26 protein-coding genes are annotated in these 25,358 nt (G+C 71.8%); 12 read left to right on the top strand and 14 right to left on the bottom strand.

Annotated elements, in window-relative coordinates; all coding sequences use genetic code 11:
* Window positions 1-21 precede the first annotated feature (21 nt).
* A complete protein-coding gene (locus tag D2K64_RS05730; RefSeq protein WP_120007223.1) occupies window positions 22-900 on the bottom strand; it encodes a manganese catalase family protein in 879 nt (292 codons plus the stop codon).
* Between the two features lie 170 nt (window positions 901-1,070).
* On the opposite strand from D2K64_RS05730, the gene D2K64_RS05735 reads away from it, so the two are divergent.
* Window positions 1,071-1,958 carry a cation diffusion facilitator family transporter gene (locus D2K64_RS05735; protein ID WP_120007224.1) on the top strand — a complete coding sequence of 296 codons (888 nt, stop codon included), beginning with the start codon at window positions 1,071-1,073 and terminating at the stop codon, window positions 1,956-1,958.
* A gap of 40 nt (window positions 1,959-1,998) precedes the next feature.
* Here D2K64_RS05735 and D2K64_RS05740 read toward each other — a convergent pair whose 3' ends face one another.
* Entirely contained in the window at window positions 1,999-3,063 is a 1,065-nt protein-coding gene (locus D2K64_RS05740; RefSeq protein ID WP_162306151.1) for a DUF4214 domain-containing protein, read from the bottom strand.
* A gap of 159 nt (window positions 3,064-3,222) precedes the next feature.
* On the opposite strand from D2K64_RS05740, the gene D2K64_RS05745 reads away from it, so the two are divergent.
* A complete protein-coding gene (locus D2K64_RS05745) occupies window positions 3,223-3,780 on the top strand; it encodes a cob(I)yrinic acid a,c-diamide adenosyltransferase (protein WP_120007226.1) in 558 nt (185 codons plus the stop codon).
* Here D2K64_RS05745 and D2K64_RS05750 read toward each other — a convergent pair.
* From D2K64_RS05750 to cuyA, 4 genes are all read right to left on the bottom strand, one after another.
* On the bottom strand, window positions 3,777-5,567 hold the full coding sequence (locus tag D2K64_RS05750) for a chloride channel protein (RefSeq protein WP_120007227.1): 1,791 nt from the start codon (window positions 5,565-5,567) through the stop codon (window positions 3,777-3,779). The two genes, D2K64_RS05745 and D2K64_RS05750, sit on opposite strands and share 4 nt — an antisense overlap.
* Window positions 5,567-6,286: an RluA family pseudouridine synthase gene (locus D2K64_RS05755; RefSeq protein WP_238384033.1), complete on the bottom strand. Its 720-nt coding sequence runs from the start codon at window positions 6,284-6,286 to the stop codon at window positions 5,567-5,569. The genes D2K64_RS05750 and D2K64_RS05755 overlap by 1 nt, the downstream gene beginning before the upstream one ends.
* A gap of 50 nt (window positions 6,287-6,336) precedes the next feature.
* The gene (locus D2K64_RS05760; RefSeq protein ID WP_120007229.1) at window positions 6,337-7,206 is read right to left on the bottom strand and encodes a branched-chain amino acid aminotransferase; all 870 of its coding nucleotides are present in this window, start codon (window positions 7,204-7,206) and stop codon (window positions 6,337-6,339) included.
* A 98-nt stretch (window positions 7,207-7,304) separates the two neighbouring features.
* Window positions 7,305-8,321: a D-cysteate sulfo-lyase gene (cuyA, locus tag D2K64_RS05765; RefSeq protein WP_120007230.1), complete on the bottom strand. Its 1,017-nt coding sequence runs from the start codon at window positions 8,319-8,321 to the stop codon at window positions 7,305-7,307.
* 151 nt (window positions 8,322-8,472) lie between these two features.
* Here cuyA and D2K64_RS05770 point away from each other — a divergent pair, with 151 nt between their 5' ends.
* The 3 genes from D2K64_RS05770 to D2K64_RS05780 all read left to right on the top strand — a co-directional run bounded on the left by D2K64_RS05770 (window position 8,473) and on the right by D2K64_RS05780 (window position 11,428).
* The gene (locus tag D2K64_RS05770) at window positions 8,473-9,261 is read left to right on the top strand and encodes a TrmH family RNA methyltransferase (protein ID WP_120007231.1); all 789 of its coding nucleotides are present in this window, start codon (window positions 8,473-8,475) and stop codon (window positions 9,259-9,261) included.
* A 65-nt stretch (window positions 9,262-9,326) separates the two neighbouring features.
* The gene (locus D2K64_RS05775; protein ID WP_120007339.1) at window positions 9,327-10,328 is read left to right on the top strand and encodes a Bug family tripartite tricarboxylate transporter substrate binding protein; all 1,002 of its coding nucleotides are present in this window, start codon (window positions 9,327-9,329) and stop codon (window positions 10,326-10,328) included.
* 191 nt (window positions 10,329-10,519) lie between these two features.
* A complete protein-coding gene (locus D2K64_RS05780) occupies window positions 10,520-11,428 on the top strand; it encodes a 2-keto-4-pentenoate hydratase (RefSeq protein WP_120007232.1) in 909 nt (302 codons plus the stop codon).
* Between the two features lie 78 nt (window positions 11,429-11,506).
* On the opposite strand, the gene D2K64_RS05785 is transcribed toward D2K64_RS05780, so the two are convergent.
* Window positions 11,507-12,253 carry a sulfite exporter TauE/SafE family protein gene (locus tag D2K64_RS05785; RefSeq protein ID WP_120007233.1) on the bottom strand — a complete coding sequence of 249 codons (747 nt, stop codon included), beginning with the start codon at window positions 12,251-12,253 and terminating at the stop codon, window positions 11,507-11,509.
* Window positions 12,254-12,350: 97 nt separating this feature from the next.
* Here D2K64_RS05785 and D2K64_RS05790 point away from each other — a divergent pair, with 97 nt between their 5' ends.
* The 5 genes from D2K64_RS05790 (at window position 12,351) to D2K64_RS05810 (ending at window position 16,112) form a co-directional block, all read left to right on the top strand.
* Entirely contained in the window at window positions 12,351-13,268 is a 918-nt protein-coding gene (locus D2K64_RS05790; RefSeq protein ID WP_120007234.1) for a LysR family transcriptional regulator, read from the top strand.
* Between the two features lie 187 nt (window positions 13,269-13,455).
* The gene (gene hisF / locus D2K64_RS05795) at window positions 13,456-14,232 is read left to right on the top strand and encodes an imidazole glycerol phosphate synthase subunit HisF (protein WP_120007235.1); all 777 of its coding nucleotides are present in this window, start codon (window positions 13,456-13,458) and stop codon (window positions 14,230-14,232) included.
* Entirely contained in the window at window positions 14,233-14,787 is a 555-nt protein-coding gene (locus D2K64_RS05800) for a phosphoribosyl-ATP diphosphatase (protein ID WP_202910506.1), read from the top strand.
* Between the two features lie 21 nt (window positions 14,788-14,808).
* Window positions 14,809-15,189, top strand: coding sequence for a histidine triad nucleotide-binding protein (locus tag D2K64_RS05805; RefSeq protein ID WP_120007236.1), 381 nt, complete (start codon window positions 14,809-14,811; stop codon window positions 15,187-15,189).
* A gap of 26 nt (window positions 15,190-15,215) precedes the next feature.
* A complete protein-coding gene (locus D2K64_RS05810; RefSeq protein ID WP_238384034.1) occupies window positions 15,216-16,112 on the top strand; it encodes a SirB1 family protein in 897 nt (298 codons plus the stop codon).
* A gap of 55 nt (window positions 16,113-16,167) precedes the next feature.
* Here D2K64_RS05810 and D2K64_RS25040 read toward each other — a convergent pair whose 3' ends face one another.
* From D2K64_RS25040 to coaBC, 3 genes are all read right to left on the bottom strand, one after another.
* Window positions 16,168-17,100 carry an SH3 domain-containing protein gene (locus D2K64_RS25040; RefSeq protein ID WP_202910508.1) on the bottom strand — a complete coding sequence of 311 codons (933 nt, stop codon included), beginning with the start codon at window positions 17,098-17,100 and terminating at the stop codon, window positions 16,168-16,170.
* A 148-nt stretch (window positions 17,101-17,248) separates the two neighbouring features.
* Window positions 17,249-17,698: a dUTP diphosphatase gene (gene dut, locus D2K64_RS05820; protein ID WP_120007237.1), complete on the bottom strand. Its 450-nt coding sequence runs from the start codon at window positions 17,696-17,698 to the stop codon at window positions 17,249-17,251.
* Window positions 17,695-18,948, bottom strand: coding sequence for a bifunctional phosphopantothenoylcysteine decarboxylase/phosphopantothenate--cysteine ligase CoaBC (gene coaBC, locus D2K64_RS05825; RefSeq protein ID WP_120007343.1), 1,254 nt, complete (start codon window positions 18,946-18,948; stop codon window positions 17,695-17,697). The genes dut and coaBC overlap by 4 nt, the downstream gene beginning before the upstream one ends.
* 363 nt (window positions 18,949-19,311) lie before the next feature.
* On the opposite strand from coaBC, the gene D2K64_RS05830 reads away from it, so the two are divergent.
* Window positions 19,312-20,775 (top strand): hypothetical protein, encoded by a 1,464-nt coding sequence (locus tag D2K64_RS05830; RefSeq protein WP_120007238.1) that lies wholly within the window; start codon window positions 19,312-19,314, stop codon window positions 20,773-20,775.
* Window positions 20,776-20,853: 78 nt separating this feature from the next.
* Here the strand turns inward: D2K64_RS05830 and D2K64_RS05835 are convergent, their stop codons facing one another.
* The 4 genes from D2K64_RS05835 to D2K64_RS05850 all read right to left on the bottom strand — a co-directional run bounded on the left by D2K64_RS05835 (window position 20,854) and on the right by D2K64_RS05850 (window position 24,521).
* Complete coding sequence (locus D2K64_RS05835) at window positions 20,854-21,591, bottom strand: class I SAM-dependent methyltransferase (protein WP_120007239.1); 738 nt, start codon at window positions 21,589-21,591, stop codon at window positions 20,854-20,856.
* 78 nt (window positions 21,592-21,669) lie between these two features.
* Window positions 21,670-23,208, bottom strand: a complete 1,539-nt coding sequence (gene murJ / locus D2K64_RS05840) for a murein biosynthesis integral membrane protein MurJ (RefSeq protein WP_120007240.1) — start codon at window positions 23,206-23,208, stop codon at window positions 21,670-21,672.
* Window positions 23,209-23,237: 29 nt separating this feature from the next.
* Window positions 23,238-23,792 carry a protein-export chaperone SecB gene (secB, locus tag D2K64_RS05845; RefSeq protein ID WP_120007241.1) on the bottom strand — a complete coding sequence of 185 codons (555 nt, stop codon included), beginning with the start codon at window positions 23,790-23,792 and terminating at the stop codon, window positions 23,238-23,240.
* A 171-nt stretch (window positions 23,793-23,963) separates the two neighbouring features.
* The gene (locus D2K64_RS05850; RefSeq protein WP_120007242.1) at window positions 23,964-24,521 is read right to left on the bottom strand and encodes a histidine phosphatase family protein; all 558 of its coding nucleotides are present in this window, start codon (window positions 24,519-24,521) and stop codon (window positions 23,964-23,966) included.
* Between the two features lie 167 nt (window positions 24,522-24,688).
* Between D2K64_RS05850 and D2K64_RS05855 the strand changes: the two genes are divergently transcribed.
* On the top strand, window positions 24,689-25,357 hold the full coding sequence (locus D2K64_RS05855; protein WP_120007243.1) for a Tim44/TimA family putative adaptor protein: 669 nt from the start codon (window positions 24,689-24,691) through the stop codon (window positions 25,355-25,357).
* Window position 25,358: the final 1 nt, after the last annotated feature.

Below are 25,358 nucleotides of genomic sequence, written 5' to 3' on the forward strand. Positions count from 1 at the left end.
AGGTGCCCCCGGCCGCGCCGGTCAGCGCTTGGTGACGCCGGCGGCGCCGATCTGCTCCGCCTGAGCGCCGGAAGCCGGGCGGGCGGGGCCGAGCACGGGAACCTCGCCCATCGGCATCGACTGGATGGTGGAGAACTGGCCCTTGCCGTCCAGCGACGGGCCGGTGTTGAAGCGGCCCTCCGGAGGAGCGACGTTGTTCACGTCCGTCCCCATGAACACGTAGGAGAATTCCTGCTTCTCCAGCGACTGGTCGAAGCTGTTGGGGATCGGCAGCGCGGCCGAACCGCCGGTTTCCTCGATCACCGCCAGCCATTGCTGCTGATGCATGGTGTCACGCGCGATCAGGAAGCTCAGCATGTCCTTCATGCCGGGATCATGCGCAGCGTTGTAGAGCCGCGTCGCCAGCACGCGGCCGGTGGCTTCGGCGGCGACGTTGGCGAACATGTCACCGGCCAGGTTGCCGCTGGCATAGATGTGCGAGCAGTCGAACGGCACACCGTCGGAATTCACCGGCATCGCGGCCAGGCCGCTCGACAGCAGGTGCCGCTGCAGCATGCCTTCCACCACATGGCGGGGACGCTCGCCGCCCATCACCGCGGACACCACGGGATTGGCCTCGGCCGCGCTTTCCTGCAGGCTGAGCGGCGCTTCCTCGAGGTTCAGCGCCACCGCGGTGGCCAGCATCTCGATGTGGCCGATCTCCTCGGTGGCGGTGTGCAGCAGCATGTCGCGGTATTTCGGATTGGGACTGCGATTGCCCCAGGCCTGGAAGAAATATTGGAGACAAACCCGGATCTCACCCTCGACGCCGCCGATCGCCTGCTGCAGCTGTCGGGCGAACAGCGGGTCCGGCGTCTCGACGCGCACGGGGTATTGCAGTCGCTTGTCATGGAAGTACATGGCGGCTCGCTTCCTTTCTGAAGGGTCCAGCGGAGGAAGTCGAAAAGCCGTTCCGGGTTGCGGTGCGGATTCGTACAAAGCCCATCCCGGGCTTGGCATTTTCCGGTTGCTTCGCTGGGAAGAGGCGGCTTTAGAAGCGGCGGCACAGCCGGCGAGAAAAAGGAATTGTGATGGAGCGTGCGGCAAAGCTCGCGGCTGGCAGCCTGCTGGTGGCCGTGCTGGTGCTGGCCATCAAGGGCTTGGCCTGGTGGCTCACCGGCAGCGTGGCCTTGTTTGCGGATGCGCTCGAATCCATCGTCAACGTGGCGGCGGCGGCGGCGGCGCTGATCGCGGTGCAGCTCTCGGCGCAGCCGCCCGACGCCAACCATCCTTATGGCCACGCCAAGGCCGAATATTTCTCCGCCGTGCTGGAAGGCGCGCTGATCATCGTCGCGGCGCTGCTGATCCTGCGCGAGGCCTGGGGCGCCTTTCTGGCGCCGCGCGTGCCGGACATGCCACTCGCCGGCCTCGCCGTGTCCGTGCTGGCGACGGCGATCAATGCCGCCTGGGCGACCAGGCTGCTCCGCCGCGGGCGGCAGCTGCGCTCCCCGGCCCTGGTGGCGGATGCGCGCCACCTGTTCTCGGACGTGGTGACCTCCGCCGGCGTGGTGATCGGCGTCGGCGCCGTGGCGCTGACCGGCATTCTGTGGCTCGATCCGCTGCTGGCGGCGCTGACGGCGGTGAACATCCTGGTGTCCGGCTTCCGGCTGCTGCGCGACAGCGTCGGCGGCCTGATGGACGAGGCCGTGGAGCCGGACCTGCTGGCGCGCATCCGCAGGCTCGTGTCCCAGGAAGCCGCCGGTGCGCTGGAAGCGCATGACCTGCGCACCCGGCATGCCGGTCCCAATACCTTTGTGGAGTTCCATCTGGTGGTGCCGAGCGACATGCGCGTGGTGGAAGCGCACGAGATCTGCGACCGCATCGAGGGCGCGCTGAAATCCGAGCTGGGCAGCGCCGTCATCACCATCCATGTGGAACCGGAAGGCAAGGCCAAGCACCACGGCGTGCTGGTGCTCTAGGGGGATGGCCGGGGCTCCGCGGAGCCCCGGCCCGGCCGCGTCAGCCGAGCAGGAAGCCCTGGTCGGTCATGTTGGCGCTGGTCAGCGCGACATGCTCCAGGCTTTCGGAAAAGCCGAGAACCACGCCGCCGCGGCCAAGCGACGGCAGCGCATTGAGCCAGCCCTGCAGCCCGGCCGCGTCCGGCTCGCGGTCCAACGTGTTCTCGTACAGCGCCGTAACAAAGGCCCGGTCATCCAGCCCGCCATACCGCCCCTGGAACTCGGCCGAGTTGATGAAGCCTTCCGCGATGCCGCGCAGGTCCAGCGTGCCGGCCTCCAGCGCGGAATCCCAGAACACCAAGCCGTCGGCATCGGGAAGCCGGCCGAACACGGTGTCATACATCCGCATCACCTGGCTGGCCTTCCAATCGTTCACCCACAACCCCGCATCGAAGGTGGGGCGGGACTGCTCAACGTTCTCGGCGCTTTCGGAAAAGCCGAGCAGTGTGCCGCCACGACCGATCTGCGGCAGAATGGCGAGCCAGCTCTGCAGGCCGGGCGAATCCGGGTCGCGCCCCAGCACGTTGCGGTAGAGCTGGGTGACGAAGGCCTCGTCCGAAAGCGGACCGTAGGTGGCGGTGAACTCGGCCGAATTGGTGAAATCCAGCGCGATCTGCTCGAGGCTCGCGCCGCCCGGCTGCTCCAGCTGCTGGGCCGCTAGCCGGTCGAGGTGAAAGGACAGCCCGTAATCATCCGGCGCGCGATCGAAGGCGGCCTGGTAGAGCCGGTACACTTGCGCGGCGATGTCCTGCACATCAGCGGTGTAGCGGCCATCGGCGAATTCCCAGGCCTCGATGCCGTCAACGGTGTAGGTCTGGCCGGGGCCGGCCGGGTTGCGCGCCGGGCCGCTGGCGAAGAACTGCGTCTGCGCTGCCGCGTAATCCGACACGAAGGTGTCGATGCCGGCCTCACCGGATACGGACTGGACGGCGCCCGGGCCGGGGATCAGCCAGTCATTGCCGGCGCCGCCAAAGAGCCGGTCTTCGCCGGCCGCGCCGTACAGGATGTCGTTGGTGGGTCCGCCGCCCAGGTTATCATTGTTGTTGGTGCCTCGGATCGTCGCCATGTCGTTCTGTCTCCGGTGGATGGCGAGCATAGAATCTTGCGGAAGCTCAACAATCCCGCGTGACCCGGGTGCCGGAAAGTTCAACGGCGGCGTCTACCTTGGCAAAGCCCGCCTGCCTTGCCATAGGCTGTGCGGCGCATGCAGCGCGGAGGCCGGCTCATGGTTCGCCTGGACGTCATCACCACGCGCGGCGGCGATGCCGGGCAGACCTCGCTCGGCGACGGTTCGCGCGTGGCCAAGGATTCGCTGCGCATCGAGGCGATCGGCGCGGTGGACGAGGCCAATGCGACGCTCGGCCTGCTGCGGCTGCAAACCCGCGGCGATCCGCACGATGCCATGCTGGCGCGCATCCAGAACGACCTATTCGACCTGGGCGCGGATCTCTGCGTTCCGGGCGACAGTGCCGAGGGGCGGCTGCGCGTCGCCGATGCGCATTGCGCTCGGCTGGACGCCGAGATCGCGGCGATGAACGCCGAATTGCCGCCGCTGCGCTCCTTCGTGCTGCCCGGCGGCACGCCGGCGGCGGCGCATGCGCATCTGGCCCGCACCGCGGCGCGGCGGGCGGAGCGCGTGGTGGTGGCGCTGGCCGCCGCCGAGGCGGTGAACCCGGCGGCGATCCGCTACCTGAACCGGTTGTCGGACCATCTCTTCGTGCTGTCGCGCGCGCTGAATGCCGGCGGCGACGTGCTCTGGGTGCCGGGCGGCAGCCAGGGCTAGCCGGGCAGCCCCAGCTCGTCCTGCCGCCGCTTGTCCAGCTCCTCGCTGTAGCGGCGCAGCAGGTGGGACGCCTTCAGCAACCCCAGCACGCGGGAGGTGTCGCGCTGGTCCACCACCGCCAGCGCTTCCGCGTCGCTGGCGTCGAACAGCGCCATGGCCTGCTTGGCGTTCTGCGCCGGCAGCAGCACCTGGTCCGCCAGATGCACCAGCGTTGCCACGGTGTCGCCGTCGTCGCGCTCCGGCGCATGCGCCTCGGCCACGTAGATCAGCCCGGCGTACCGCTCCGCCGGATCCAGCGCCACCACGTATTCCATGGCGCCCAGCGGGAAGTCGCGGCGGAAGGAGGAGATGCGTGTGTCGGTGCGCACCGTGCGCACCTCGCGCCGCATCAGCTTGCCCACCGTCAGGTCCTGCAGCCAGCCAATGTCATGCGCCGAGCGGATCGATTCGCCGCGCAGGTGAAAGCGCCAGGTAGCGAAGGAATAGCCGAACAACCGCCGCGTGGTGGTGGTGGACACGATCACCGCCGCCACGGCGAGGCCCGCCACGGCGAAGTCGCCGGTGGTTTCCAGCGCGATAAAGGTCATCGCCAGCGGCGCGCCGATCACCGCCGCGCCGAACGCGCTCATGCCGACGATGGCGGTCAGCAGCGGGTCCACGGTGATGCCGAGCCACGCCGCCGGCGTCGCCATCAGCTTGCCGAGCAGCCCGCCGAGCAGCAGCGAGGCGAAGAACAGCCCGCCGCGGAAGCCGGCGCCGATCGAGATGGCGGAGGCCAGCGCCTTCAGCACCAGCAGCACCAGCAGCGGCAGGGCCGGGCCTTCCACCATGAAGGTGACGTGCAGCGCGCCGTGGCCGGCCGAGAGCACGGCGGGCGTCGCCTGCGCCAGCGTGCCCACCATCAGCCCGCCCACCGCCGGCCGCGCCCAGCTCCAGGGAATCACCCGGCGCAGCGTCGCCTCGGTCACGGTGACGCCGCGCATCAGCGCGATGGCGGCCAACGCGCAGAACAGGCCGACCACCAGCGCCACCAGCATGTCGTCCCAGTCGGGCGGCGCCACGCCGCCGGAGATCACCGGCGTGGTGCCGCCCAGCACGCGCGCCACCATCGTGCCGGTCACCGCCGCCGCCAGCACCGGGGCCAGATGCGCGATGGCATAGGCGCCGATCACCAGCTCGAAGGCGTAGAAGGCGCCGGTCAGCGGCGCCTGGAAGGAGGCGGCGATGGCGCCCGCGGCGCCGCAGCCCACCAGCACCCGCAGGTCGCCGCGCCGCAGCCCGAAGGAGCGCCCGAGCCGCGAGGCCACGCCGCCGCCCGCCTGGGTGTAGGCCGCCTCCAGCCCCACCGAGGCGCCGAAGCCGTTGGATACCAGGTTCTGCGCCCCCACCACCACCCCATCCATCAGCGACATGCGGCCGCCATGCAGCGCGTTGGCCTCGATCGGGTCGATCGGCGCGTGCGGCCAGTACCGGGCGATCAGCACGCCGAGTCCGGCCAGCAGCAGCCCGCCCGTTGCCGGAGCCAGCAGCAGCACCAGCGGGTCGACCTCGCGGATGGCGCTCAGGCCATGGCGGCTCTCGGGGCCGAACAACAGGGCGTGCAGCCCCTTCGCCGCCAGCCCCAGCAACGACGCCAGCAGCCCGCTCACCGCCCCGGCCACGATGCCCAGGGCGATGATGCCCAGTTCGCTCTGCCGCACCGTGTCGCGCAGCCGGGTGGTGGCGAAGCGGCGCTCCAGCCAGTCCCGGACCAGGGTGAGGTCGGCGGCGACGCGGGGCAGCGGCATCAGGGTTCGTCCTGCCAGCCGCAGGCGGCGAAGGCGGCGCGCATCGCCACCGGCACCGGCGCGGTGGCCTCAAGGGAAGGGATCAGGGCCTGGGGAACAGGGGAGCGGGAACCAGACGCCAGGGAACCAGATGCCAAGGGGATCGGGGGCAGGGCGATGGTGCGCGCCAACAGGTGCAGTCCGCCCGGCGCGGCCGTGCCGTAGAACGGATCGCCCAGGATCGGCCAGCCCTGGGCGGCGCAATGCACGCGCAGCTGGTGGGTGCGGCCGGTCTCGGGCCGCAATTCCAGCCAGGTGAGGCCGGCGCCGCGCCCCTTCACGCGCCAGCGCGTCAGGGCCGGCTGGCCGTCGGCATGCGCCTCGATGCGCCAGCCGGCGGCAGCGCTGCTCACCTTGCGCAACGGCAGGTCGATGCGGCCGGACTGGGTCGCCGGCGCCCCGGTCACCACGGCCCAGTAGGTCTTGCGGGCGCGCCCCTGGGCGAAGGCCGCGCCCAGCCCGGCCAGCGCCGGCCGGGTGCGGCCGAGAACCAGGCAGCCGGCGGTGTCGGTGTCGAGCCGGTGGGCCGGCTGCGGCGGGCGCTTCTTGCCCAGGGCGAGCGCCGGCAACGCGTCCTCCAGGCTCGGGCCGCCGCGCGGCCCGGCATGCACGGGAAGCCCGGCAGGCTTGTTGATCACCAGCACCGCATCCGTCTGCAGCAGGATGTCGGGAACGGCCACGCCGTTCCCGTCCTGGATCCTCCCCGGGATCCGCCCCATCCGGGCGGGGATCAGGCCGCCTTGGGCAGCAGGCGCGACGTGCGCTCGGCCCAGTCGAAGTACAGCGCGCGGGCCTTCTGCGCGACCGGCCCGATCGGCAGGGCGCGGCCCTCGAAATTGGTGCAATACTGCACCTTGCCGAAATTGCCGGTGGCGAAGATCTCGTCGGCCTCGTGCAGCATCTGCTCGGTGACGATGCATTCGCGCGCCTCGATGCCCGCTTCCCGCAGCAGGCCGAGCACGCGGGAGCGGGTGATGCCGGCGAGGTAGGTGCCGTTGGAGACCGGCGTCATCACCACCCCGTCCTTGACCAGCATCAGGTTGGAGGTGGCGAATTCGGCGATGTTGCCCTCGTGGTCGCGCATCACCGCGTTGTCGAAGCCGCGCTCCCGCGCCGCGCCGGCGGCGCGGGATGAGTTCGGGTACAGGCAGGACGCCTTGGCATCGGTTGGCGCCATGTCGGAGGCCGGGCGGCGGAACGGCACCATGCAGGCCGAGAAGCCCTTGGACACGTCCGGCATCGGCGAATCGTAGATCGACAGGATGAACTCGGTGGTGCGGCCATCCGGCTGCGCCGCGCCGATGCCCTGGCGCACGAAGAACATCGGCCGGATGTACAGCTCGGCATCGGCCGGCATCATCGCCACGCCCTCGCGGCACAGCGCCTCGATCTCCGCGGCGCTGTGGGTGGGCTGCATCATCATGGCGTGGGCGGAGCGGATCACGCGCTGGCAGTGCTGGTCGAGGTCCGGCACCAGGCCGCGGATGGAGCGCGCGCCGTCGAACAGGATCGAGCCCAGCCAGAAGGCGTGGTCCATCGGGCCGAGCACCTTCGGCTCCTCGGTCATCCACTTGCCGCCGTGCCAGAAGACGCCCGCCATGATCCGTATCCTTTTATCGCTTGCCACAGGAGGGGGCGGAGAGTGGCACGGCCGCCGCCGGGTTTGAAGGGCGCGCGCGCGACGCGCGCCCCGACGCGTCAGCCGACGCCGAACGCGTCCGGATAGGCGAACAGCCCGACCGCGCCGCCCGTGTGCAGGAACACCACGTTCTCGTCCTTGCCGAAGCGGCCCTGGCGCACCAGGTCGATCAGCCCGGCCATGCCCTTGCCGGAATAAACCGGGTCGAGCAGGATGCCCTCCTTCTCGGCCAGCAGCCGGATGGCATCGACCATGCCCTCGGTCGGAATGCCGTAGCCCTGGCCGACATAGTCGCAATTGGCCACCACATGCTCCGCCCGCACCGTGCCCTCCGGCAGGCCGAGATGCGCCGCGGTGCGCTGCGCCAGGGACAGCACATTGGCTTCCTGCTGCGGGCGCGGCGCGCGCACGCCGATGCCCAGCACCGGGATGCCCGCGTTTAGCGCGACCAGCCCCGCCACCAGCCCGGCCTGGGTGCCGGAGGAGCCGGTGGCGTGCACCAGGTGGTCGATGCGCAGCCCCATCTCGGCCGCCTGGTTCACCAGCTCCAGCGCGGCGTTGACATAGCCCAGCGCGCCCACCGGGTTGGAGCCGCCGCCCGGGATCACGTAGGGCCTGTGGCCTTCCGCGCGCAGCTCGGCGGCGCGCGCCTCCATGGCGGCGGCCATGTCGGTGCCGCCGGGGAAGCGGCTGATCGTGGCGCCGTGCAGCAGGTCCAGCAGCACGTTGCCGGAGCGGGCATAGGCCGCGTCCTCATACCCCGTGCGGTCTTCCAGCAGGATGTGGCAGGCCAGACCGAGCTTGGCCGCCGCCGCCGCTGTTTGCCGCGCATGGTTGGACTGCGTGGCGCCCTGGGTGATCACCGTGTCGGCGCCGGCGCCGTCATGCTGGGCCAGCGCGTCGGCCATCAGGTATTCCAGCTTGCGCGTCTTGTTGCCGCCGGTGGACAGGCCGGTCGCGTCATCGCGCTTGATCCACAGCCGCGGCCCGCCGAGATGCTTCGACAGGTTCTCCATCGGCTCCAGCGGCGTCGGCAGGTGGCCGAGGCGGATGCGCGGAAAGCGGGCGAGGTTCATGGCGTTTCTCCGGTGACGTGTTGTTGCCGGAGCCTAGGCCGCCCTCCGCGCCGGGCAAAGCCCGGCAGCCGGTCCGGCGTCAGGAATGGGGCGGCAGCATGGAACGGTGAGGGGGGCAGCGTCCCGTCCGGCCGCGTGCTATCGCGCGCCGATGCCCCAACCCCCGACCCGCCGGCCGCCTCCCGGCCCTGTCCGTCCCCCCGCCCCGGAACCTGACCGGCTGTGCGGCCCCGCCGCCGTCGGCGCTGCCTTTGTGCGCCGCCCGGAAGCGGTGCTGCGCCTGTTCTACGCCGAGTCGCGCCGGGAGGTGGCCGGGCCGTTCTGCGCCCGCATGGCGCGCGACAAGAAGCCCTACCGGGAGGTGCCGCCGGAGGAGCTGGCAAAGATCGCCGGCACCACCCACCATGGCGGCATCGTGGCCGTGGCCACGCCCCGCCGCGTGCCGCGCCTGCCGGACATCCTGCCGGACATCCTGCCCGAGCCGATGTTCCGCGCCGGGCTGCTGCCGGTGCTGGACGGCATCGGCAACCCGCACAACCTCGGCGCCATCGCCCGCTCGGCGGCGTTCTTCGGCTGCGGCGCGCTGATGCTGTCGGGCGATCCGCGCCAGGCCGGCGTGTCCGACGCCGCCTTCCGCACCAGCGAGGGCGGGCTGGAGGCGCTGGAGCTGGTGCGCGCGCCCGACCTGCCCGGCGCGCTGCACCGGCTGGCGCCGCATTGCCTCACGGTGGCCGCCGTGGCGCGCGGCGGCATGGCGCCCGGGGCGGTGCCGCGCGACCGGCCGATCGCCCTGGTGCTGGGCAATGAGGAGGGCGGCCTGCCGGAGGCGACGCTGGCCGCCTGCGCCGCCCGGGTGACGCTGCCGGGGTCCGGCGTGGTGGAAAGCCTGAACGTGTCCGTGGCGGCGGCGGTGCTGATCCATAGCCTTGCGCGCATGTAATCCTGCTTGATGCGCGCGGAATGCTGCGCCAGAACGGCCGCGGATCCCACGGAGTTCCCAACGCCATGACCATCCGCCGTCGTGCCCTGCTGGGCGCCGCCGCCTTCCCCGCCGCCCTGGCCGCGCCGGCGGTTGTCCGCGCGCAGGCCGGCTTTCCGTCCCGCACGCTGCGCATCGTGGTGCCCTATGCGGCGGGCGGCTCGGTTGACATGACCGGCCGCCTGATGGCGCAGATGCTGCAGCCGGTGCTGGGCCAGAGCGTGGTGGTGGACAACCGCGGCGGCGCCGGCGGCAATCTCGGCGCCGCCGAGGCCGCGCGGTCCGAGCCGGATGGGCACACCCTGCTGCTCGGCGCCGCCTCCATCCTGGCGGCCAACAAGTTCCTCTACACCAAGTCGATGCCGATCGACCCGTTGAAGGATCTGGCGCCGGTGACCCGCGTCACCACCGGCACGGTCTACATGACGGTGAACAGCAACAGCCCCTACAAGAGCTTTGCCGAGGTCATCGCGGCCGCCAAGAAGGACCCGGGCAAGCTGACCATGGGCTCCTCCGGCACCGGCACGATCAGCCACCTCACCATCGCCAAGGTGAACAAGGCGACCGGCGCCGACATCACCCACGTGCCCTATCGCGGCGGCGCCCCGGCGCTGCAGGACCTGCTGGCCGGCAACATCGACATGATGTTCGACGTGATCCCGCTCTCCATGGCGCATGTGCGCGAGGGCCGGCTGCGCGTGCTGGCCGCCGCCTCGGCCGAGCGCACCACCTTTGCCGAGGAGCTGAAGAACGTGCCGGCGATGAAGGAGCTGCTGCCCGGCTCCAACATCGACATGCAGTCCTGGTACGGCGTCAACGTCCCCGCCGGGGTGCCGGCCGACCGCATCGCCCGGCTGCACGACGCCATCGTCAAGGTGGTCGACACCGACGAGTTCCGCTCCAAGATGGAGCCGAACGGCTTCACCACCGTGGTGGACCGCAGCCCGGCCGAATACGGCGCCTACATCGCCTCGCAGGAAGCGGTGTGGCGGGCGCTGGTTCAGGAATCGGGCGCCAGCCTGGACTGAGCCGCCTGGACCGAGCCCCGCTGGCCCGAGCCGCCCGGGACTGATCCGTCCTGCGGCGGCCCGTTCCGCCGGGCGCGGCGGGGCCCGCCCGGCGCCGCCCGCCGGGTAACGGCGGAACTTTCCGCGCTGCGTGGCTGATGCGGCGGCGCCAAGCCTGTTCTAGACTGGCCGGCTCCACGGAGAACCACCGCATGCGCCGCCATTCCACCGCGCTTTCCGCCGCCGCGCTGGCCCTCGCCCTGCTGGCCGGCCCCGGCATGTCCCCGGCCCGCGCCGCGAGCGAGGCGCCGCCGCCGGAACTGACCTGCCCCGACGACGCCGCGATGCAGGCCATGGCCGCCTCGCTGCTGGACAAGGCGCCGGTGCAGCCCTTCGGCCGCAGCCTGTCCTTGCGCGACGGCCTGTGCGCCCAGGGCAAGCTGGTGGAGGCGATGAAGAAGCGGCTCGGCGACACGGTGGGCTGGAAGGTCGGGCTGACCAACGCGGCGGCGCAGAAGCGCTTCGGCACCGACCACCCCGTGGCCGGCCCGATCTATGCCGAAACGGTGCGCGCGAAATCCGGTGCCACCCTGCCGGCGAAGTTCGGCGCCAGGCCAGCGATCGAGGCCGACCTTCTGGTCCGCGTGAAGGATGCCGGCATCAACCAAGCGGGCGAGAACCACGTCGAGATCCTGCGGCATATCGACCAGGTGATCCCCTTCATCGAGATGCCGGACCTCGCCTTGGAGGACCTGTCGAAGATGAATGGTCCGAACCTCCTGGCGATCGGCGTCGGCGCCCGGCTCGGCGTGGTGGGGGCGCCGATCCTGCCGGAAGCGACGGAGGATTTCGCCCGCCGCCTCGGCAGCATGACGGTGACGCTGCAGGCCGAGGGCAAGGAGCCGTCCTCGGCGCCCGGCACGGCGCTGCTCGGCCATCCGCTGAACGTCATCCCCTGGCTGGTGAAGGAGCTGGCCGCGCGCGGCACGGCGCTGCACCCGGGCGACCTGATCTCGCTGGGCGGCTTCTCGCCCGCCCTGCCCGCCGAGCCCGGCGCCTGGAGCGTCACCTATTCCGGCCTGCAGGCCGAGCCGGCGCGGGTGGCGGTGACGCTGGAGTAAGGCCGCGGCGGGGATCCGCGCGCATGCGCGCGGGCGGCCGCGGCCGCCACCCGTGCCGCGGCGCCTGGGGAGGGCGGCTCATCCCAGGCCGCGCCAGGCCAGCTCGCCCCCCAACGCCAGCAGGCCGAGAAAGAAGCACAGCCTGAAGGTGCCCGGCCGCACCCGGGCGCGCAGCCACCCGCCCAGCGCCATGCCGGCCAGCGCGGGAACCAGCGCGAGCAGGGAAGCGCCGGCGGCCTGCAGGGGCAGTGCGTCGTGCCAGAACAGCCCGGCGGCGAGGGCCAGGGTGGAGACGGTGAAGGACAGGCCCAGCGCCTGCACCAGGTCGTCGCGCGCCAGCCCCAGCGCCGCGAGATACGGCACGGCCGGGATCACGAACACCCCGGTCGCCCCCGTCACCACGCCGGTGACCGCGCCCAGCACCGGGCCGGCCCAGGGTTCGGCGCGCGGCGGCACGCGCAGGGCGGGCCCGAACAGTCCGACCACCGCATAGGCCGCGAGGGCGAGGCCCAGCGCCGTCGTGGCGGCCCCGGTCGCCGGGCCGGCGATCAGGCCGGAGCCCGCGACGGTGCCGAGGGCGATGCCGAGCATCATGCCCCGCAGGCGGCGCAGCAGCGCGCCGAAGCGCGGTCCGGCGAGAAGCTGCCAGAGATTGGTCACCAGCGAAGGCACCAGCAGCAGGGCCGCGGCCTGCACCGGCGGCATGACGAGGCCGAGAAGGCCCATCGCCACGGTGGGCAGGCCGAGGCCGATCACGCCCTTCACCACGCCGGCAAGCAGAAAGGTGCCGGCGATGATGGGGATGGAGAAGATGCTGTCGCTCATGATCGCCAGGCTGCGGCCGGCACGGGCTCGCCACAATGCGGGAGTGGTGTAGCCTGCCTTCGGCACCCACAGAGGCACCCGCCCCCGAACACGGCTGATGCATTTCGACCTCACGGATCTGCGCCTGTTCCTGCACGTGGCCGAGGCCGGAAGCATCACGGCCGGCGCCGCGCGCTCCGGCCTCGCCCTGGCCTCGGCCAGCGCCCGGGTGCGGGGCATGGAGGCGCAGGCCTGCGTGCCGCTGCTGGAGCGCGGCCGCCGCGGCGTGGTGCCGACGCCGGCGGGCCGCACGCTGCTGCACCATGCCCGGGTGATGACCGGGCAGATGGAACGGATGCGCGGCGAGCTGGGCGAGTTCGCGCACGGGCTGAAGGGCCATGTGCGCCTGCTCGCCAACACGGCTGCGGCGGCCGAGTTCCTGCCGGAGATCCTGGCCGGCTTCCTGCTGGCCAACCCGAATGTGGACGTGGACCTCGACGAACTGCCCAGCCCCGAGGTCGCGCGGGCCGTCGCGGAAGGGCTGGCCGAGATCGGCATCGCCGCCGACCATGCCGACCTGTCGGGCTTGGAGGCCCGGCCGTTCCGCCGGGACCGCCTGGTGCTGGCCGTGCCGCCGGGGCACGCTCTGGCCGGGCGCCAGCGGATCGCCTTCGCCGAGGCGCTGGCCAGCGAGTTCATCGGCCTGTCGGATCACAGCGCCCTGGGCGGGCACCTGGCCCGGCACGCGGCGCGGACGGGCGCGCAGGTGCGGGTGCGCGTACGGGTGCGGGGGCTGGACGCCGCCTGCCGGATGGTGGCGCTCGGCGCCGGTGTCGCCGTGATCCCGGAAGCGGCGGCGGCCCGCTGGATGGGCCACCCGGCGGACCCGCGGAGGGACAGCGCCGGCCTGGTTCTGGTGCCGCTGGAGGATGCCTGGGCCGAGCGCCGCCTCCTGGTGGTGGTGCGCCGGCTCGACCTGCTGCCGTCCCATGCGCGGCGGCTGGCGGAGCATCTCGCGGGCGCCGGAGCGCCATGACCAGCGCCTAAACGACGCGTGGCCGCCCCCGGCACCGCGATTGCGGTCCGGGATTCGCGGCTCCGGGATCTTGCGCGGCTGTAACCGGGGCCGGACAGGCGCTTTTCGGTTCCATGCTCTTGACCAGGGGCGCAACCGGGCGCATCGCCTTACCCATTCCCCACGTCGTGGTGCAGAGGGCCCCGCCATGCTGGCCTTGCGAGTGATTCCGTGCCTGGACGTCAAGGACGGGCGGGTTGTGAAAGGGGTGAACTTCGTCGCGCTCCGCGATGCCGGTGACCCGGTGGAGCAGGCCCGCGCCTATGACCGAGAGGGAGCCGACGAGATCACCTTCCTCGACATCGGTGCGACGCATGAGAACCGCGACACCATGTACGACGTGGTGTCGCGCACCGCGGCCGAGGTGTTCATCCCGCTCACCGTCGGCGGCGGGGTGCGCTCGGTGGAGGATGTGCGCCGCCTGCTGCTGGCCGGGGCCGACAAGGCATCCATCAACTCCGCCGCCGTGTCCGACCCCGACCTGGTGCGCCGCGCGGCCGAGGCCTTCGGCTCCCAGGCCATCGTGGTGGCGATCGATGCCCGCGCCGTGTCGTCCGGCCGGTGGGAAATCTTCACCCATGGCGGCCGCCGCGCCACCGGCATCGACGCCCTGGACTGGGCGGCGCGCATGGCCTCGCTCGGCGCCGGCGAGCTGCTGGTGACCTCGATGGACCGCGACGGCACCAAATCGGGCTTCGACCTCGACCTGCTGCGGGCGCTGCGGCGGCGGGTGCGGCTGCCGCTGGTGGCGTCAGGCGGCGTCGGCGAGGCGCGGCACTTCGTGCAGGGGGCCGAGGCCGGCGCGACCGGCCTGCTGGCCGCCAGCGTGTTTCACTATGGGGAGATGCGCATCGGAGAGGCCAAGGCGGCACTGGCCGCCGCCGGCCTGCCGGTGCGCCCGGTTCTGCTGGGAAAGGTGGCCTGAATGGCGAAGGACGCGAAAAAGAAGCCAGTGAAGGCCAAGGCGCTGCCAAAGAGGGCGGCCGTGAAGACCAAGGCGGTGCCGAAGGCGGCGAGGGCGCTGCCGATGCCCGACGCGATCCCCGCCGCGGCGGCGCCGCGCAAGGCCACTCTGCGGGCCGAGGCGCGCCACCTGGCGCCGCTGGACGTGGCGGCGCCGGGTGACGTCAACGTGCTGCAGCGGCTGTGGGACACAGTGGAAGCGCGCCGCCTGTCCGGCGACACCACTCAGTCGCATTCCGCCCGGCTGATGGCGCGCGGCACGCCCAAGGTGGCGCAGAAGCTGGGCGAGGAGGCGGTGGAATGCGTCATCGAGGCGACGCTCGGCAACCGCCGCGAAACCGTGCTGGAGAGCGCCGACCTGTTGTATCACCTGATCGTGCTGTGGGTGGATGCCGGCATCCGGCCGGACGAGGTGTGGTCGGAGCTGACCCGGCGCGAGGGCATCTCCGGCATCGTCGAGAAGGCGTCCCGGCCCAAGGGCATCCTGCGCGCCGCCGAGACCACCAAGCTGCCCTGACGCTTCACGAAAGGAACCGCCATGCCAGTGTCCGGCCTGCCGCCCTATGATGACGGCAACATCTTCGCCCGCATCCTGCGCGGCGAGATCCCGGCGCGAAAGGTCTATGACGACGCGCACGCCCTGGCCTTCCACGACATCGCGCCGCAGGCCCCGGTGCATGTGCTGGTGATCCCGAAGGGCGCCTATGTCTCGGTGGCGGATTTCTCCGCCCAGGCCAGCCCGGAGGAGGTGGCCGGCTTCTGGCGCGCCGTGGCCCAGGTGGCGCGGCAGCTCGGGCTGGAGAACCAGGGCTTCCGGGTGCTGACCAACATGGGCGCCGATGCCGGGCAGGAAGTGCCGCATTTCCACGTCCACATCTTCGGCGGCAAGCCGCTCGGCCCGATGCTGGCGCGCGGCTGAGGCGCGCCGATCTGCGGCGGCGGATCTTGATCGGCCGCCGCCGCATCGCCACCCTTTCACCCGACATGGCCGACATCACCGCCGAGGCGGAAGCGCGCACCGCGCTGGACGCCGCGGGGCAGCTCCCGGATGAGGAGCTGGACCTCGCCACCGTGGCGCTGCAATGCGCCCGCATCGATGCGCCGGACGCCGATTGGCGCGCCGCCGCTGCCCATCTGACCGAGCTGGCCCGCGCCGCCGTGGAGGCCGCGACCGCCGATCCCGCGGCCGATGCCGGGGACGGCGCCCGCCGCGCCGCGGTGCTGCGCGCGCTGATGCAGGACCGCTTCGGCTATGCCGGCGACACGGCGCGGTATGACGCGGCGGAGAATGCCAACCTGATCCGCGTCACCGAGCGTCGGCGCGGCCTGCCGGTGGCGCTCGGCATCCTGTGGCTGCACGCCGCCGAGGCGGCGGGCTGGAACGCCTGGGGGCTGGATTTCCCCGGCCACTTCCTGATCGCGGTGGAGGGCCAGGAGGGCCCCGCCGTGCTGGACCCGTTCAACCCCGGCCCGGCGCTCTCCGCCGCCGAGCTGCGCGAGCTGCTGAAGCAGGTGCAGGGCGGCGCCGCCGAGCTGCATCGCTCCTATCTGGCGGCGGTGGGCAAGCGGGCGGTGCTGGTGCGGCTGCAGAACAACCTGAAGCTGCGCCGCCTGCAGGCCGGCGACGTGGCCGGCGCCCTGGCCTGCACCGAGGACGTGCTGCGCTTCGCCCCCGCCACCCCGCTGCTGTGGCGCGAGGCGGCGCTGATGAACCAGCGCCTGGACCGCATGGGCGCGGCGCTGGCCTGCCTGGACCGGTTCCTGGCGCAGGTGCCGTCCGGCAGTGAGGCGGCGCAGCGCGCCCGCGGCCTGGCGGCGGAATGGCGCCAGCGGCTCAATTGACCGCCTGCGCCGGCTGATCGCCTGATCTGGCTGGCCGCCTGAGCGGCCGGCGCGCCTACTGGATGTCCTCGTCCGGGCCGACGCCCCACAGATCGGCCCGGCGCAGAAAGCCTTCCCGCCCGCCCACCGACACCTCGCACCAGGCATTGCCCGCCCGGCAGGCGCGGATGCGGCCGACCACGCCGGATTCCAGCTTGGCCACCACGGGGCTCGCCTCGGCGGCGGCGGCGCGCAGGATCAGCTCGTGCGGCGTTTTCACCAGAAAGGTGCGGCGGCCGGCCAGGGTCGATTGATGCACCCAGCCCTCGGTGCCCTCCATGTCGCGGATGCGGCGCCACTGGTTGTATTCGCGCACGATCATCACCGGCAGGTCGCGCCGCTGGTAGCTCCACTCGATCGGGAAGCGGGTGTCGGGGCCGATGCGCAGGTTCACGTCGTCGCTGCGCAGCGACACGAAGCGCGGGATCGGCAGGCCGGTGGCCGTGCCGATGCTGGGCTGCTCGATCTCCTCGCGGCTCGGTGCCGGGGAAGCCGGCACCGGCACCGCGGCGGCCGCCGCGCCCGCTGCCGCGGCGGCCGCCGTTCCCCCCGCGGCTGCGCCCGCGGCCGCCCCCGGGCGCTTCACCGGGGTTTGCGGCGCCGCCTGGGTGGGGGCGGCGCGCGAAGGCGCGGCCTGTTGCGGGCGCTGCTCCTGCCGGCGCGGCTCGACGGCGCGGGCCGGCGGCGTGGCCGGGCGGGCCGGGGCGGCGCCCGGGGCCGGGTTGCGCTGCGAGGCCGGCGGCCGGTCCGTCCCGGCGGGCGGCGCCACGCGCTGCGCGCCCGGCGGCGGGCGCAGAACCTGCGGCTCGGGCGCGGTGCCGCGCGGCACCGGCTGCGACAGGCCGGGCTGCGGCGCGCCGAGGTTGGAGGTGCCGAGGCTGGATTGCGCCGCCGCCGGCAGCGCCAGCAGCAGCGTGATGAGCGGGGATGCGAAACGAAGCCAAGCCATAGCGGGATCTGGCCCGCAAGCGGGGGTTGCGGTCAAGCAGACAGCTGCAACGAACCCATGACTTTCTTCAGTGCCGGCGATTTTCCCCGCAGGCGCGGCCCGGCGGCCGCAGATCCGGCCCGATTTGGCGCCCGATACGGCGCCTCGTTCAGCGCCCGGTGCTGCCGAAGCCGCCGGCGCCGCGCGCGGTGTCCGGCAGGGTCTCCACCACCTCCCAGTCCGCGCGCGTCACCGGCGCCAGCACGCCCTGGGCGATGCGGGTGCCGCGCTCCACCGTGAAGGGCGCGTCGCCGGCATTCAGGACGATGACCTGGATCTCCCCGCGATAATCCTCGTCCACCGTGCCGGGGCTGTTGGGCAGCATGATGCCGTGCTTCAGCGCCAGGCCGGAGCGCGGCCGGATCTGCAGCTCGTGGCCCGGCGGCAGGGCGACGCACAGGCCGGTCGGCACCAGCGCGCGGGCGCCGGGGGCGATCACCAGCGGCGCCGCCACGGCGGCCAGCAGGTCGAACCCGGCGGCGCCGGCGGTGGCGTAGGTGGGCAGCGGCAACCCCTCGGCATGGGGCAGGCGGCGCACGGCGACGGTGGCGCGGCTCATGCCTCGGCGCCCCCGGCCAGGGTTTCGGCGATGCGCGCGGCCAGGCGGCCCGCCACCTCCTCCTTGGGCAGGCGCGGCCAATCCTCCACCCCGCCGGCGGTGACCAGGTGCACGGCATTCTCGGCGCCGCCCATCACGTCGCCCGACACGTCATTCGCCACGATCCAGTCGCACCCCTTGCGCTGCCGCTTCGCCAGGGCGTTGGACACCACGTTCTCCGTTTCGGCCGCGAAGCCCACCACCAGCCGGGGACGGCAGGCATGAGCGGACAGGGTGGCCAGGATGTCGGGGTTCAGCGCCAACGCCAGCGGCGGCGGCGCCTCGCCCGGCACCTTCTTGAGCTTCTGTTCGGCCGCGCCGGCGCTGCGCCAATCGGCCACGGCGGCGGCGCAGACCGCGGCATCGGCCGGCAGCGCCGCCTCGCAGGCGGCCAGCATCTCGGCCGCGGTGTTGACCCGCAGCACGGTGGCGCCGGGCGGGTCCGGCAGGATGACGGGGCCGGACACCAGCGTCACCCGCGCCCCCAGCGCCGCCAGGGCGCCGGCGATGGCATGGCCCTGCCGGCCGCTGCTGCGGTTGGCGATGTAGCGCACCGGATCGATCGGTTCATGCGTCGGGCCGGAGGTCACCAGCAGGTGCCGCCCGGCCAGGGGACGTCCAGCCATGGGTAATCCGGCCGCGGGTGGACGCTCGCGCCGGTGCCGCGCCGCGTCCAGCGCTGCCTCGATGGCGGCCAGGATCTCGGCCGGCTCGGCCAGCCGGCCGGGGCCGGATTCCGCCTCGGCCATGGCGCCCACGTTGGGGCCGACCACCCCGACGCCACGCTCCCGCAGCGCCGCCAGGTTGGCGCATGTCGCGGGATGCGCCCACATCGCCCAGTTCATCGCCGGCGCCACCAGTACCGGCCGGTCGGTGGCCAGCAGCAGGGTGGTGGCGAGGTCATCGGCCAGGCCATGCGCCATCCGTGCCAGCAGGTCGGCGGAGGCCGGCGCCACCACCACCAGATCGGGCAGGCGGGCGAGCCGGATGTGGCCCGTCTCCGCCTCGTCGGCGAGCGACCAGAGCTCCTGGTGCACCACTTCGCCGGCGATCGCCTGCAGCGCGTGCGGGGTGACGAAGCGGGCGCCGCCGGCCGTCAGCACGGGGATCACCCGCGCCCCGGCCTTGCGCAGCAGCCGTGTCAGCTCCAGCGCCTTGTAGGCGGAGACGCTGCCGGAAACGATCAGGAGGATGCGGGTATCGGCCAGCATGGGCCGCAAGCTAGACCGGACCAGGCCGGCCGGGAAGCCGGGCTTGGAATCCAGGGTGCACCGCCGCAAATCTAGGCGGGTCCGGAACTCGGACGTATCTTTTGTTGAAACACTGGATGAAGATGAGCCGGCAAACCCGACCCCACAAAATTGTCAGGATCAAGGAAACGTGAGGGCTTGTCCCGGCGTAATGTCCTAGAAGCTACAGGAAGCGGCCTGGAGGGCCATTGGGTTGCCTGACTTATCTATTCGGTTGAAATGTTGCGAGGTGGCATTCAACCCGAAGCGCTGTTGGCGGAACGTTCATCCAAAAACTCTCGTTTCTCGTCCCGTTGTCCACCAACGACCATCATGGGAGCTGTGATGCCGGAAAACCGCGATAATCTCGCCCGGTGCGATCTGGATGATGCGCTCCGGCAGCGGGCTGCGGATGACGACGGTGACGTGTTCGTTGATTTCGACCACACCATCTTCTCCTGCAACAGCACCGAACTGTTCATCGCCTCCTGCAAGCCGTCTCTGCTGGTCGCGATGATCGACTTCCTGGTGCGGCAGTGCATTCCCTGGCGCTTCACCGGGCTGCCGCGCTGGTTCCGCCTGCGCGACTACGCCTGCGTGCTGATGATCGTGCTGCTGACGCCCTGGAACCTGTGGCTGTGGAAGCGGCGGGCCCCGGCGCTGTTCGCCGAGCACGAGAGCCGCACGGTGCGGCGCAGCCTGTCGGTGCTGGACCCGGCCCGGATGGTGATCGTCACCTTCGGGATGGATTTCGTGGTGCGCGCCCTGCTGCGGGGCAGCCAGTGGGAGCAGACGCGGCTGGTGGCCACGCCGATGCTGCCGCGGCCGAGCCATTTCGCGCGCGGCAAGCTGTCGCTGCTGACGGAGCTGTTCGGGCACCAAGCGGTGGCGGCATCAACCGCCGTCACGGATTCGCTGGACGACCGCGACCTGCTGCTCGGCTCCCGCCATGGCATCCTGATCGAGCCGCAGGGCGGCGAGTTCCGAGCCGCCGAGCATCTCTACGTCCCGATGCGCTACACCGCGCGCGCCAAGTACACGCGGTCCTACGTGATCGACCAGATCCTGCTGGTGGACGTCGCGCTGCTGATGCTGGCCGTGGCGCAGTCGGGGCTGCAGGTGATCGAGGCGGCGGTGTATGTCCCGCTGCTCGTGATGTCGATCATGTGCGTCTACGAGATGGGCTATTTCGAGAACGACATGGTGGCCGCCCGGCGCGAGGTGAAGCCGACCCTCACGGCCGAGGTGAAGCGCTTCATCGCCTACCCGATCTATCCGGGCGCCTGGGTCTGGGCGATCACCCTCGGCATCGCCGGCATCGGCATGGCGCATTGGCGCGGCGAGCTCAGCGTGCACAGCGTGCCGGCGGCGATCGGCTTCTGGGTCGGCGCGCTGATCGTGCTGCGGGCGGTGTTCTTCGCCTACAACCAGCGGCGCACCGATGCGCGGCTGGTGATGTATCCCATGCTGCACTTCATGAAGTACTGCCCGATCTTCGTGCTGATCCACCCGACGCCGATGGGCGTGGTGCTGGCGCTCAGCCAGGTCGCGACCATGTGGGTGGTCTACATGACCTACCGCCTGGGCGGGAACCAGAAGGCGATCCCGAAGGAGGTGTTCCGCACCGGGCTGTGGGCCATCGGCATGGGCTTCCTCGGCACGGCGGGGCTGTTCGGCTCGCGCGAGAACATGGTGATCCTGACCTTGATGGGCATGTGGTCGGTGGCCCGCCTCAGCAAGCCGATGGTGCTGCAATGGGCCCGCAGCAACGACCTGCGCAGCGCCCTGAAGGCGACGCTGTCGCCCTGATCTGGCGCCGGACCCGGCCGGGCCGGACTAGGCGCGACGAAACAAAGGGGGCCGCGGCCCCCTTTTCCATGTCCGCCGCTACAGCTTCCAGCCGGTGTGAATGGCGCAGATCCCACCCGACAGGTTGCGCCAGCCGACCCGCTCGAACCCGGCCCGCTCCATCATGCCGGCCAGCGTCGGCTGGTCGGGGAACATGCGGATGCTCTCGGCCAGGTACTGGTAGCTCTCGGCATCCTGTGCCACGCGCTGCCCGATCATCGGCAGCGCCTTGAACGACCAGGCGTCATAGAGCGGCCGAAGCGCCGCGACCTCCAGCCGCGAGAATTCCAGCACGCACATCCGCCCGCCCGGGCGCAGCACGCGGAAGCCTTCGCGCAGCACCGCGTCCTTGTCGGTGCAGTTGCGCAGCCCGAAGGCCATTGAGACGCGTTCCACATGGCCGTCCGGCAGCGGGATCTTTTCCGCGTCGCAGCAGACGAAGGACAGCCCCTCGACGAGGCCCTTCTGCGCCGCGCGGCCTTCGCCCACCACCAGCATGGCGGCGTTGATGTCGGCTAGGATCACCGATCCGGCGCCGCGGCGCTTGGCCAGAAAGGCCACGTCGCCGGTGCCGGCCGCGAGGTCGAGCAGCGTGTCGCGCGGCCCGGCGCCGATCGCGGCCACGAAGGCCTGCTTCCAGGCGCGATGCAGGCCGAGCGACATCAGGTCGTTCATCACGTCGTATTTCGGCGCGACGCTGTTGAACACCTCCCGCACCATGGACGCCTTGGCGTCGCGGGGCACCTCGCGGAAGCCGAAATCGGTGGTTTCTGTCATGGGTCGAAGATAGCGCGGCCCGGCCGGGTGGAAAGCCGGCCGGGCCGGGAAATCGCGTCGCCGGCGCGGGCCGGCGCCTCACCGCCGGACGCGGCGCAGATCCTGCATGCGCAGCGCGCCCAGGGCCTGAGTGCTGCCGAAATAGAGCACGAGGCCCAGCACCACCAGCAGGCCGAGCCCGGCCAGCCGCATGATCCCGGTGCTCCAGCCGAGCAGCGGAAACAACAGCGGCAGCGCCAGCGCCAGCCCGGCCGCCATCACCGCGGTGGCCACAACCAGCCGCCACAGATTGCGCCGCAGCCGCCGGTCGGCGCGGAAATGGCGCCGCCGCCCTAGCAGCGCCAGCAGCAGCCCGGCATTGCACCAGGCCGCCAGCGAGGTGGCGAGGGCGATGCCCACATGCTGAAGGAACTGGGTCAGGAACAGGGACAGCGCCAGGTTCACCGCCACCACGGCGATGCCGACCTTGACCGGCGTCGCCGTGTCGCCGCGGGCGAAGAAGCCGGGCGAGAACGCCTTGATTAGCACAAAGGCCGGCAGGCCCACCGCATAGGCCCGCAACGCCCAGGACACGGATTCGGCATCCGCCACGCTGAGTGCGCCGCGCTGGAACAGCGTCAGCACGATGGGCGCCGCCAGCACGATCAGCGCCGCCGCCGCCGGCAGGGTCAGCGCCAGCGACAGCTCGATGGCGCGGTTCATGGAGCGGTGGGCGGATAGCGGCTTGCCGCCGCGTAGCTGGCGCGACAGCACCGGCAGCAGCGCCGTGCCCACCGCCGCGCCGACCACGCCGAGCGGCAGCTGCGCCACCCGGTCGGCATAGGTCAGGAAGGAGATGGCGCCGACCGGCAGCAGGGAGGCGATGAACACGTCGATCGCCAGGCTCATCTGCGTCACGCTGGCGCCCAGCACGCCGGGCAACATGGAGCGCAGCACGCGGCGCGTCTCGGGCGTCACCCGCGGCCAGGACAGGATGGGAAAGCCCATGCCGACCCGGTGGCAGGCCACCACCACCAGCACCAGCTGGGCGATGCCGGACAGCATGGTGCCCCAGGCCAGCGCATGCGCCGGCGTCGCCACGAAGGGCGTCAGCGCGAACAGCGACACGATGGCGAACATGTTGAACATCAGCGGCGCGCCGGCGGCGAGGGCGAATTTGTCGATCGCGTTCAGCACGCCCGACACCAGCGCGGTCAGGCAGATGAACAGCAGGTAGGGGAAGGTGATGCGCGACAGCTCGATCACCAGCCCGAAGCGCAGCGGCTCGTCGCGCAGGCCGGGGGTCAGCACCGCCATGATCTGCGGCATGAAGAGCATGCCGAGGCCGACGATCAGCGAGAGCCACAGGGTCATCAGCGTCGACATGCGCGCCGCCAGCTCGCGCGCCCGCTTCGGCCCTTCCAGCGTCAGCGTGCCGGTGAAGGCAGGCACGAAGGCGGCGTTGAAGGCGCCCTCGCCGAACAGGCGGCGGAACAGGTTGGGCAGGCGCAGCGCGATGAAGAAGGCGTCCGCCAGCGGGCCGGCGCCCAGCGTCGCGGCGATCAGCATGTCGCGCGCGAAGCCCAGGATGCGGCTGGCAAAGGTCCAGCCGCCGATGGTCAGGACGTTCTTCAGCATGCCTCAGACCGGCGCGCGGGGCGCCGGGATCAGGCCTGCGGGGCCGCGGCGGCGCCGCCCGGCTGGCCGCGGCGGGACTGCCACAGCGCCACGAAGTCGATCGGCGACAGCAGCACCGGTGGGAATCCGCCATCGCGCGTCACGTCGGCCAGGATGTTGCGGGCGAAGGGGAACAACAGGCGCGGGCATTCCACCAGCAGCAGCGGCTCCACCATGTTGGGCTCCACATTCACCGTGAAGATGCCGCAATACACCAGCTCGGCGATGAACGCGGTCTGCGGCTTGCCGTCGGGGCCGTTGGTCTGGGCATCGGCGCGGATCTGCAGCGCCACCTCGAACACGTTCTGGTCCTGCTGCAGCGGGCGCGCCTGCACGTCCAGCGCCAGGTCGATGCGCGGCGGCTCGCGCATGGTGGCGAACAGCTCCGGCGCTCCCGGCACCTCGAAGCTCAGATCCTTGGTGTATTGCAGGTTCAGCAGCAGCGGGCCCTGCGGCGCGGCGCCGGCCTGCCCAGGATTTCCGGACGGATTGTTCCCGGAACCATTCGGGGTGGCGTTCTCAGGCGGGAAATTGGTGTCGGACATGCGGGCCCCAAGGAAAATGCGGTGAGATGCGGTTCCGGTTGCGCGGCGCGGGGTAGCACGACCGGCCGCCGCTGTCACAGCCGCGATGCGGCACCGCAACGCCGTCCGGCGGCGCGCCGGGGCGGTTCCTCGGGAAGACGGTGTGGAAGCGGGCCGGGGCCTGGCCCGGCGTCAGGGATGCTTCCAGGAGATGCTGGCCGGCGCCGGCTCGGTCGGGTTGCAGCGCAGCCAGCGGCCATTCGCCACCGATTCGCCCGTCATCGACAGGATGAAGCCCCAGTGCGACACCACCACGGTGCGGTCCCAATCCTCCAGCGCGCTCATCTCGGCGCGGAACAGCTTGGCACGGCCCTCGACCTGCGGCGCCGGTTCCTCGGCGGCAGGCCACCAGACCTCGTCAACATGGGCGAGGTCGAGCTCCGGCCATTGCAGCGACAGGGCGGTGCGGGGCGTGCCGATGTCGCAGATAAAGGCGTAGCGCTCCCGCACCAGCGGCTGCACCAGCACCGGCAGGCCCAGCATCCGGGCCAGCGGCGCCGCGGTCTGCAGCGCGCGGGTGTAGGGGCTGGCGATGATGCGGGTAATGCCTTCGCTGGCCAGGGCCGCGGCCGCCTGCTCCGCCTGGTACTGCCCGAGCGCGGTCAGCTTCGGGTCCTTGATGCCCGGATCGCGCCGGGTGGCCGTGAAATGCAGGTTGAACTCGCTCTGGCCGTGGCGCAGCAGGATCATCGCAAGCCCTCCCTTGGCATGGCCTGAGCCATGGCTGGTGCGGGAGGTAGCCTCGCCCCTGGCGCGCCGCAAGGCGCCCGGTGCCGGCCTGGGCCGCCGATTGAGCCCTGGGCGACCGTTGCGGCCCCGCCGTGCGGCACCTAGATAGGACACATGAGGAGAAAGCAATGTCCGGCGGCTTCCCGATCGATCTGATCCTGTTCGGCATGGTGGCCGCGTTCCTGGTGCTGCGGCTGCGCAGCGTGCTGGGACGGCGCCAGGGCTTCGAGCGTCCGCCGCAGGAACAACCTGTCCCGGCGGCCGGCGTTCCCCCGGTGCGCGAGCCGGACCCGACCACGACCCTGCATGGCGGCAGCGGCAGCCGGCAGATCCTGCCGGCCGGCGGCTCCGCGCCCGGGCAGGCGCTGGAGGAGATCCGCCGCACCGACCCCACCTTCGACCCGCGGGCCTTTCTGGCGGGTGCCGAGGGCGCCTTCGGCATGGTGATCACCGCCTTCGCCGCCGGCGACCGTGCCACCCTGCGCAACCTGCTCTCGGACGACACCTATGCCGGCTTCGAGCAGGCCATCACGGCGCGCGAGGCGGCCGGCGAGCACCAGCGCACCGAGCTGCGCAGCATCCAGGAGATGGCGGTGGAAGCGGCCACCCTGCGCGGCAGCATCGCCGACATCACGGTGCGTATCGTGTCCGACCAGGTGAACCTGACCACCAATGCCCAGAACGAGGTGGTGGCCGGCACCGAGGCGGTGACCGAGCTGACCGACATCTGGACCTTCCAGCGCGACCTGCGCAGCAGCGACCCGGCCTGGAAGCTGGTGGCGACGCAGTCGGCCTGAT

This window comes from Teichococcus vastitatis (assembly GCF_003604215.1).
In the GTDB taxonomy this organism is placed as follows: Bacteria; Pseudomonadota; Alphaproteobacteria; order Acetobacterales; family Acetobacteraceae; genus Pseudoroseomonas; species Pseudoroseomonas vastitatis.

Coding starts and splice junctions, on each gene's coding strand:
- D2K64_RS05770 (WP_120007231.1), top strand. CDS start 8,473: ATGCCCCAACCCCCGACCCGCCGGCCGCCTCCCGGCCCTGTCCGTCCC.
- D2K64_RS05830 (WP_120007238.1), top strand. CDS start 19,312: ATGCCGGAAAACCGCGATAATCTCGCCCGGTGCGATCTGGATGATGCG.
- secB (WP_120007241.1), bottom strand. CDS start 23,792: ATGTCCGACACCAATTTCCCGCCTGAGAACGCCACCCCGAATGGTTCC.
- D2K64_RS25040 (WP_202910508.1), bottom strand. CDS start 17,100: ATGGCTTGGCTTCGTTTCGCATCCCCGCTCATCACGCTGCTGCTGGCG.
- D2K64_RS05750 (WP_120007227.1), bottom strand. CDS start 5,567: ATGCCGCTGCCCCGCGTCGCCGCCGACCTCACCCTGGTCCGGGACTGG.
- D2K64_RS05730 (WP_120007223.1), bottom strand. CDS start 900: ATGTACTTCCATGACAAGCGACTGCAATACCCCGTGCGCGTCGAGACG.
- D2K64_RS05745 (WP_120007226.1), top strand. CDS start 3,223: ATGGTTCGCCTGGACGTCATCACCACGCGCGGCGGCGATGCCGGGCAG.
- hisF (WP_120007235.1), top strand. CDS start 13,456: ATGCTGGCCTTGCGAGTGATTCCGTGCCTGGACGTCAAGGACGGGCGG.
- D2K64_RS05785 (WP_120007233.1), bottom strand. CDS start 12,253: ATGAGCGACAGCATCTTCTCCATCCCCATCATCGCCGGCACCTTTCTG.
- D2K64_RS05760 (WP_120007229.1), bottom strand. CDS start 7,206: ATGGCGGGCGTCTTCTGGCACGGCGGCAAGTGGATGACCGAGGAGCCG.
- D2K64_RS05850 (WP_120007242.1), bottom strand. CDS start 24,521: ATGATCCTGCTGCGCCACGGCCAGAGCGAGTTCAACCTGCATTTCACG.
- D2K64_RS05805 (WP_120007236.1), top strand. CDS start 14,809: ATGCCAGTGTCCGGCCTGCCGCCCTATGATGACGGCAACATCTTCGCC.
- D2K64_RS05835 (WP_120007239.1), bottom strand. CDS start 21,591: ATGACAGAAACCACCGATTTCGGCTTCCGCGAGGTGCCCCGCGACGCC.
- D2K64_RS05740 (WP_162306151.1), bottom strand. CDS start 3,063: ATGGCGACGATCCGAGGCACCAACAACAATGATAACCTGGGCGGCGGA.
- D2K64_RS05790 (WP_120007234.1), top strand. CDS start 12,351: ATGCATTTCGACCTCACGGATCTGCGCCTGTTCCTGCACGTGGCCGAG.
- murJ (WP_120007240.1), bottom strand. CDS start 23,208: ATGCTGAAGAACGTCCTGACCATCGGCGGCTGGACCTTTGCCAGCCGC.
- D2K64_RS05855 (WP_120007243.1), top strand. CDS start 24,689: ATGTCCGGCGGCTTCCCGATCGATCTGATCCTGTTCGGCATGGTGGCC.
- coaBC (WP_120007343.1), bottom strand. CDS start 18,948: ATGCTGGCCGATACCCGCATCCTCCTGATCGTTTCCGGCAGCGTCTCC.
- D2K64_RS05800 (WP_202910506.1), top strand. CDS start 14,233: ATGGCGAAGGACGCGAAAAAGAAGCCAGTGAAGGCCAAGGCGCTGCCA.
- D2K64_RS05780 (WP_120007232.1), top strand. CDS start 10,520: ATGCGCCGCCATTCCACCGCGCTTTCCGCCGCCGCGCTGGCCCTCGCC.
- dut (WP_120007237.1), bottom strand. CDS start 17,698: ATGAGCCGCGCCACCGTCGCCGTGCGCCGCCTGCCCCATGCCGAGGGG.
- D2K64_RS05735 (WP_120007224.1), top strand. CDS start 1,071: ATGGAGCGTGCGGCAAAGCTCGCGGCTGGCAGCCTGCTGGTGGCCGTG.
- cuyA (WP_120007230.1), bottom strand. CDS start 8,321: ATGAACCTCGCCCGCTTTCCGCGCATCCGCCTCGGCCACCTGCCGACG.
- D2K64_RS05775 (WP_120007339.1), top strand. CDS start 9,327: ATGACCATCCGCCGTCGTGCCCTGCTGGGCGCCGCCGCCTTCCCCGCC.